Here is a 6,220-nt window from a genome sequence, read left to right as displayed (position 1 = left end):
GTCAGCCCTCCGCCGCCGACATCAGGCCACAGCGCGCAGGCACCACTTCCGGCAGCGCCTGCGCCTCCAACACATGCAGATCTAGCTATGTAGTACTAGCCCGCCAGGTCTACCACCAGGAGGTCCGGTAGGTGGAAGACGTGCACCTGGCCTCGCTCTTGGCGGTGATGCACGCACGGAAGGCGAGCTTGGAGTTCGAGGAGGCCGGATTGGCGCAGGTGAACTTCTCCACCCTGACGATCGTGCCCCACTCGTCGTCGGGCTTCCCGTCGCCGTTGGTGTCCACCTCGATCATGGTGAACTGCTTGGTGCTCTTGGGGCTGCGCACTCTCGCCCAGCCGTACTGCTTGCCTTTGTACCACCCGGCCCGCAGGTCCACCGTCCCCTTGCCGGTCTTCTTCGACCGTGGGGTGATCTTGTTGGACAGTTTCTTCTCGATGTTGTAGTCGCCGCCGAAGGCGCACTTCCACTTGACAGCGCCACTGCCCGTCGCCGCGGCGGGACGGGCTGCGGCCGAGGCCGGCGGAACGGTGGCGAGTCCGATCGCGACCGCCGCCGCCGCGGCGACGGCACCGCGCGCCAGGTGGCCGAATCGGTGAAGGTTCGTTGTCATGGGGCTTGAAGATAGACAGAAGCGTTATAAGTTCGCTTTCGGTTCGCTTCACCGCACCGGTGGTCCCACGCCGGCGGATCCGTACACCCCGGCGAGCGTCTCCACCGTGGCGGCCATGGCCCGGCGCAGCTCGGGCGGGGCGACGACCTCGACATCGACGCCGAGCCGCAGCAGTTCGCCGCAGGCGTGCTCGGTGCTCTCGGTCGGGATGACGGCCTCGACCCAGCCGTCGTCGCCGACGGCGGCCGCCGTGCACTCGACCGCCCGGACCACCTCGGCCGGGACGTTGTCGGCCAGGCGCCGGCGGCCTCGCGGGGACAGGCGGATGGTGGCCGTGCCGGTGTGGCGGCGGGCCCGGAAGTCGTCGAGGTAGGCGGTCCAGTACGCGGCCAGGTCGAAGCCGGCAGGCCGGTCGAACCGCTCGTCGCTCAGCGCCGCGTCGAGGACCTGGGCCACCCGGTAGGTCGCGATCCGGTGCTCCGAGGCGGCCACGAGATACCAGACGCCGGCCTTGAGCACCAGGCCGTGGGGACGAAGACGGCGGCGCACCTCCTGCGGCGCGCGCCAGCGACGGTAACGCACGTCCACCGCATGCCGGGTGAGCACCGCGTCCACGAACAGCGGCAGGTACGGCGCCGGTTCGGCTTCCCGGTACCAGCCGGGAGCGTCCAGGTGGAAGACCGCCGCGGTCCGCGTCGCCTCCTCGCGCAGCCCCGCCGGCAGCGAGGCCAGCAGCTTCAGCCGGGCCGCCGTCACCTCCGCCGAGAGCCCCAGGTCGGCGGCGGGTCCGGGCAGCCCGGCGAAGAACAGCGCCCGAGCCTCGCCCTCGCTCATCCCGGTCAGGCGGGTGCGGTAGCCGCCGACCAGCCGGTAACCGCCGCCGGGCCCCGGCTCGGCGTAGAGCGGCACCCCGGCGGCCTGCAGCCGTGCCAGGTCACGGTAGGCGGTCCGTACGGAGACGCCCAGCTCGCCGGCGAGCGCCCGCGCGGACACGCGGCCACGGGATTGCAGCAACAGCAGCACCGACAGCAGTCGACCGGCAGTCATGGGCACATTCTGCCCGCAAACCCTGACAGCCCCTGGCACACGCTCCCCTTAGCGTCGGCTCTCGTCCGCAGAAGAGAACCGAGCAGGAGCCTGCCATGCCCCTTCCCGCAGTGATCGAGCTGCGCCAGTACACGCTGCGGCCCGGCCGGCGCGACGAGCTCATCGAGCTGTTCGACCGCGAGTTCGTCGAATCCCAGGAAGCGGCCGGGATGGTGGTGCTCGGCCAGTTCCGCGACCTCGACGACGCGGATCGTTTCGTCTGGCTGCGCGGGTTCCGGGACATGACGGCACGGCAGCACGCGCTGACGTCCTTCTACGGCGGCCCCGTCTGGGCCGAGCACGGCCCCCGGGCCAACGCCACCATGATCGACTCCGACGACGTGCTCCTCCTGCGCCCGCTCTCGGACGCGGGCGCCCCCGTCGTGCACCCGTCCGAGCGGCCGCGGGCCGGCGCTCCGGCACCGGGGCGGTTCGTGGCCGCCACCGTGTGGTCCTTCCCGCCCGGCCGGCCCGACGGCGTCGCGCTGATCCGGGACGGCCTGCTCCCCGTGCTCCGCACGATCGGCCCCGCGCCGCTGGCCGTCCTCACCACCGAGACGGCGCCGAACACGTTCCCCCGGCTGCCGGTCCGCACCGGGGAGAACGTCGCCGCGCTCGTCACCTCCCACCCCGACGAGGACGCCTACCGGCGGCACCTCGCCCGGTTGCGGGCCCATCCCCTCATGCGGGACGAGATCCTGCCGGGCATCGAGCGCGAGCAGTGCGCCGCCCCCCGGATGCTGCGGCTGTCCCCCACCGGCCGCTCGCTCCTGTGCTGAGGCCGCGTGCGGGCAGGGGGACCGCCGCGCTGCGTGTCACTTGCTGTGGCGGATCGCCGTCCGGACAGCGGTGTAGATGACGACCCAGAGCGCCGCCAGGGGGATGAGGAACGTGAGGATGAGCTCGGGTAAACCGATGTTGGGCATGCCCGCAAGGTAGGCAGCCGTGGTTGCCGAACGGTTGACGATCACTTGCCGGCCGGCGGCGCGGACCGCCTGGTGCGGCTAGGAGCGCAGCAGGTGGCTGGTCAGGTCGTACAGGCGCTGGGCGGCGGCCGGGTCGAGCGAGGGAAGTGACGCGTCGAGCCGGCGGCGGCGGTCGTAGGCCAGCAGGCCGCCCCCGCCCGGCGGGTCGTCCATCAGTTCGATGATCGGCGCGATGGACTTCTCGACCGGCTGGGCGGCGAACCTGGCCAGCAGCTTGATGACGGCCTTGGTGGGCTGCTTGAGGCTGTCGGTGCCGCTGTTGGTGAAGCCGGGGTGGTGCAGCAGGTAGCGGGTGCGGGCGTCGGGGTGGTTGCGGGCGTAGGCGACGCCGAGCAGGTCGGTGGCGCGCCCGCCCTGCAGCATGGCCTTGATGCTGCCGTAGCCGTTCTTGAGCGACAGGTCGTCCCAGTGGATGACGCCCTTGGTGACGCCGACGCCGCAGATGTTGACGATCATCGGGTTCTCGCCGCGTTCCAGCAGGCCGGTCAGGCCGTAGGCGAGCAGGAAGCGGCTGACGTAGTAGAGGGCGAAGGTGGCCTCGTAGCCGTCGGGGGTCTCCACCCGCTGCGAGAAGGGGCGCAGCGCGGTGCAGATCAGGCCGTCCAGCGCGTCGTGGCGCGCCTGGATCTCCTTGACCACGCGGGCGTTCTCCGCCGCCGACGTCAGGTCGGCGCGCAGGAACGCGGCCCGCTGCGTCGCGCCGAGCCCGGCGGCCTCGTCGAGGAAGAGTTTCCCCCTGCCCGGATCGCTGCCCACGACCGTCACGTGGTCGCCCCGGCGCAGGAAATGCAGGGCGAGCCCCCGGCCCATGCCGTTGGTCCCGCCTGCCACAACGTACGTCCGCATATGTCACCTCTGTAGTCATCGAACGCTGACTTAACGGAACGTAGCACAACCTCGGCATAGAATGTCAACGATCGATGACCACGCAGGGGAGCTCGCGATGCACAAGAGGGACAGAGAGGCCACCCGGGCGCGCCTGCTCGAGGCCGCCAGACTGCGCTTCGCCCGCGAGGGCTACGACGCCACCAGCGTCCGCGACATCGCCAGGGACTCCGGCGTCGACGCCACCCTCATCTTCCGCTACTTCGGCTCCAAGAAGCAGCTCTTCGAGCAGGCCGCCGCCACCGACGCCCCCGCCGGCCTGTTCCAGGGCCCCGAAGAGGAACTGGTCGCCCGCATGGTGCGCACGGTCGTCGACCACGACTGGACGGAGTACGGCGGCGAGCACCCCCTGGTCGCCATGCTGCGCTCCTCGGCCCACGAGGACGCCCGCCTGCGCATCCGCACGGAGGTCTGCGACACCTACGTCAACGCCCTGCGCGACCTGGCCGCGGGCGAGGACGCCGAGTTGCGGGCCGAACTGCTCAGCGCCTGGATGGTCGGCATCGGCATCCTGCGCTCGGTCGTGGCCACCCCCGCCCTGACGCAGGCGAGCGTCGCCGACCTGGCCCCGCACATCGCGACCGTCGCCACGGGCCTGCTGGGCCGGCCCATGTCCGGAACCGCGGATCAGGGCGACGGGCCCGGCCCGGCCTGACGGCCCGGTACGAGGGGGCGAGCACCCACGCGTTCACCCGGGTTTCCACCGGTCCGACCGGCATGGCTAGGGTGTGGCCGGTGAGCACTCGAGACAGCCGGAGCAGGCGCGAGCGGATCATCCGCTACCGCGCCGACAGGGCGCTGACCAGGGAACAGGCCGCCGCCCGGATCTCCGCGTACGTGTACGGCAACATCATCCTGTTCGCCGCGCTGGTGCCGATGACGGAAGCGGACGCGGCGCACGGACATGCCTTGCAGGTGCTGGCCGGCGTAGCCGTCTCGACGTTGCTCGCGCACGTGTTCGCCGAGCTCATCGGCCACAACGTCCGCGAGGAGAAGCCGCTGACCCTCGGCGCGATCCGGCACGAGCTGCGCGATGCGGGCCCGATCGCCACCACCGCCACCGTGCCCGCCCTGCTCATGGCGGCCGCCTGGGCGGGCTGGCTGCCGGGCGTGGCCGCGATCGCCGCCTCCGACGTCTATCTGCTCCTTCGCCTGGCCGCCATCGGCCTCATCGTGGAACGGCTGCGCTCCAGCCGCGTCTCGCCGCGCACGCTGCTCGCCGGTATCGGGTTGGCGGCGGTGGCCGCCGCGATCGCCCTGCTCAAGGTGACCGTCAGCCACTGAGCGGCTGACCGCGCCCGTCCAAGCCCCGTGGCGGGTCCGTGCGCCGGAACAGCATTCTGGTTTGTTCTCCGTGGGCTCTTGTGTCCCCACCAGGCCAACAGTACTCTGCGAACAGATGTTAGGTCGCACTCTTGGCGACGCCGTCACTCATCCCAGAACCCCAACCACCCTGGGAATCCGGCATGCCCGAATGCCGGTGAGCCGCTCGCGAGAGGCGGCCGGCAGAGCGCACAGCGAGGAGGAAACAGATCAAGTGAGTGATCCAGCCGAAGACGTCTCGACGCCGGTCATCGACTCGAGCGTGCACGTGTTCTTCCGGTCGAACGCCGACTTCCGGGACCACCTTCGGGAACCGTTCCGAAGCCGTGGGATCCCGGACTACGAGATGCAGTACTACGGCGCGCCGGACGGGGAGTACTCGCCGCTGGCGGGCACCCGCGACGGCGAGCACCCGGGCTCCGACCCGGATCTGGTCGGCGAGGAGCTGTTCGAGGAGCGCGGCGTGGACATCGCCGTGCTGCACCCGATGACCCGGGGAAACCTGCCGGACCGGCATCTGAACAGCGCGGTGTACGCGGCGCACAACCAGATGCTCGCCGAGCGGTGGCTCGACTCGGGCACCTACGCCGAGCGCTACCGCGGCACCGTCCGCGTCAACGTCGAGGACGTCGACGGGGCGCTCAAGGAGATCGAGCGCTGGCACGACCACCCGCGCATGGTCCAGCTCGGCGTGCCGCTGCAGACCCGCGACCTGTACGGCCATCCGCGCTACGAGCCGATCTGGAAGGCGGCCTGCGAGACCGGGATGCCCGTGGCGGTGCACGTCGAGGTCGGTTCCGGCGTGGACATGGCGCCGACGCCCTCCGGCCACGCGCGCACCTATCCGCAGTACTTCGGCTTCATGGCGCTGAACTACCTGTACCACCTGATGAACATGATCGCCGAGGGCGTCTTCGAGAAGTACGACGGGCTCAAGGTGGTCTGGGCCGACGGCGGCGCCGACCTGGTGACCCCCTTCATCTGGCGGATGGACACCTTCGGCCGGCCGCACCTGGAGCAGACGCCGTGGGCGCCGCGCATCCCGAGCGACTACCTGCCCGGTCACGTCTCCTTCGTGCACAACAGCATCGACGGTCCCCCGGACCCCGGGATCGCCGCCGAATGGCTGGCCATGACCGGCAAGGAGGACATGGTCATGTACGGCTCCAGCTACCCGCACTGGCACATGGGCGGAGCGGACACGCTGCCCGGCGGTCTGACGGCGCGGCAGCGGGAGAAGGTGCTGTGGCGCAACGCCGCTCAGCTCTACGGAATCGACGTCGCGGCCCCGGTCGCGTGACCTGCAACCCACACAGAAGGATCGAGA

General features: G+C 70.9%; 7 protein-coding genes. 4 read left to right on the top strand and 3 right to left on the bottom strand.

From position 1 onward, the window contains the following. Positions 1–109: 109 nt before the first annotated feature. The gene (locus tag FAF44_RS20145; RefSeq protein WP_237104755.1) at positions 110–613 is read right to left on the bottom strand and encodes a hypothetical protein; all 504 of its coding nucleotides are present in this window, start codon (positions 611–613) and stop codon (positions 110–112) included. A 48-nt stretch (positions 614–661) separates the two neighbouring features. Then, on the bottom strand, positions 662–1,660 hold the full coding sequence (locus tag FAF44_RS20140; RefSeq protein WP_237104754.1) for a YafY family protein: 999 nt from the start codon (positions 1,658–1,660) through the stop codon (positions 662–664). A gap of 95 nt (positions 1,661–1,755) precedes the next feature. On the opposite strand from FAF44_RS20140, the gene FAF44_RS20135 reads away from it, so the two are divergent. Continuing rightward, positions 1,756–2,478, top strand: coding sequence for an NIPSNAP family protein (locus tag FAF44_RS20135; protein ID WP_237104753.1), 723 nt, complete (start codon positions 1,756–1,758; stop codon positions 2,476–2,478). Positions 2,479–2,703: 225 nt separating this feature from the next. Here the strand turns inward: FAF44_RS20135 and FAF44_RS20130 are convergent, their stop codons facing one another. After that, entirely contained in the window at positions 2,704–3,531 is an 828-nt protein-coding gene (locus tag FAF44_RS20130; protein WP_237104752.1) for an SDR family NAD(P)-dependent oxidoreductase, read from the bottom strand. A 97-nt stretch (positions 3,532–3,628) separates the two neighbouring features. Here FAF44_RS20130 and FAF44_RS20125 point away from each other — a divergent pair, with 97 nt between their 5' ends. The 3 genes from FAF44_RS20125 (at position 3,629) to FAF44_RS20115 (ending at position 6,193) form a co-directional block, all read left to right on the top strand. Next, positions 3,629–4,225 (top strand): TetR family transcriptional regulator, encoded by a 597-nt coding sequence (locus tag FAF44_RS20125; protein ID WP_237104751.1) that lies wholly within the window; start codon positions 3,629–3,631, stop codon positions 4,223–4,225. An 80-nt stretch (positions 4,226–4,305) separates the two neighbouring features. Then, positions 4,306–4,854, top strand: coding sequence for a hypothetical protein (locus tag FAF44_RS20120; RefSeq protein ID WP_237104750.1), 549 nt, complete (start codon positions 4,306–4,308; stop codon positions 4,852–4,854). 253 nt (positions 4,855–5,107) lie between these two features. Continuing rightward, positions 5,108–6,193 (top strand): amidohydrolase family protein, encoded by a 1,086-nt coding sequence (locus tag FAF44_RS20115; protein WP_237104749.1) that lies wholly within the window; start codon positions 5,108–5,110, stop codon positions 6,191–6,193. Positions 6,194–6,220 lie beyond the last annotated feature (27 nt).

Source organism: Nonomuraea sp. MG754425 (assembly GCF_021699195.1).
Classification (GTDB): Bacteria; Actinomycetota; Actinomycetes; order Streptosporangiales; family Streptosporangiaceae; genus Nonomuraea.
Note: the sequence above shows the minus strand (reverse complement) of the source record. Positions and strands in the feature narration are given on the sequence as shown.

What these genes read in the sequence shown, in the direction of transcription:
- FAF44_RS20145 (WP_237104755.1), bottom strand. Translation starts at nt 613, where the DNA reads ATGACAACGAACCTTCACCGATTCGGCCACCTGGCGCGCGGTGCCGTC.
- FAF44_RS20135 (WP_237104753.1), top strand. Translation starts at nt 1,756, where the DNA reads ATGCCCCTTCCCGCAGTGATCGAGCTGCGCCAGTACACGCTGCGGCCC.
- FAF44_RS20130 (WP_237104752.1), bottom strand. Translation starts at nt 3,531, where the DNA reads ATGCGGACGTACGTTGTGGCAGGCGGGACCAACGGCATGGGCCGGGGG.
- FAF44_RS20140 (WP_237104754.1), bottom strand. Translation starts at nt 1,660, where the DNA reads ATGACTGCCGGTCGACTGCTGTCGGTGCTGCTGTTGCTGCAATCCCGT.
- FAF44_RS20125 (WP_237104751.1), top strand. Translation starts at nt 3,629, where the DNA reads ATGCACAAGAGGGACAGAGAGGCCACCCGGGCGCGCCTGCTCGAGGCC.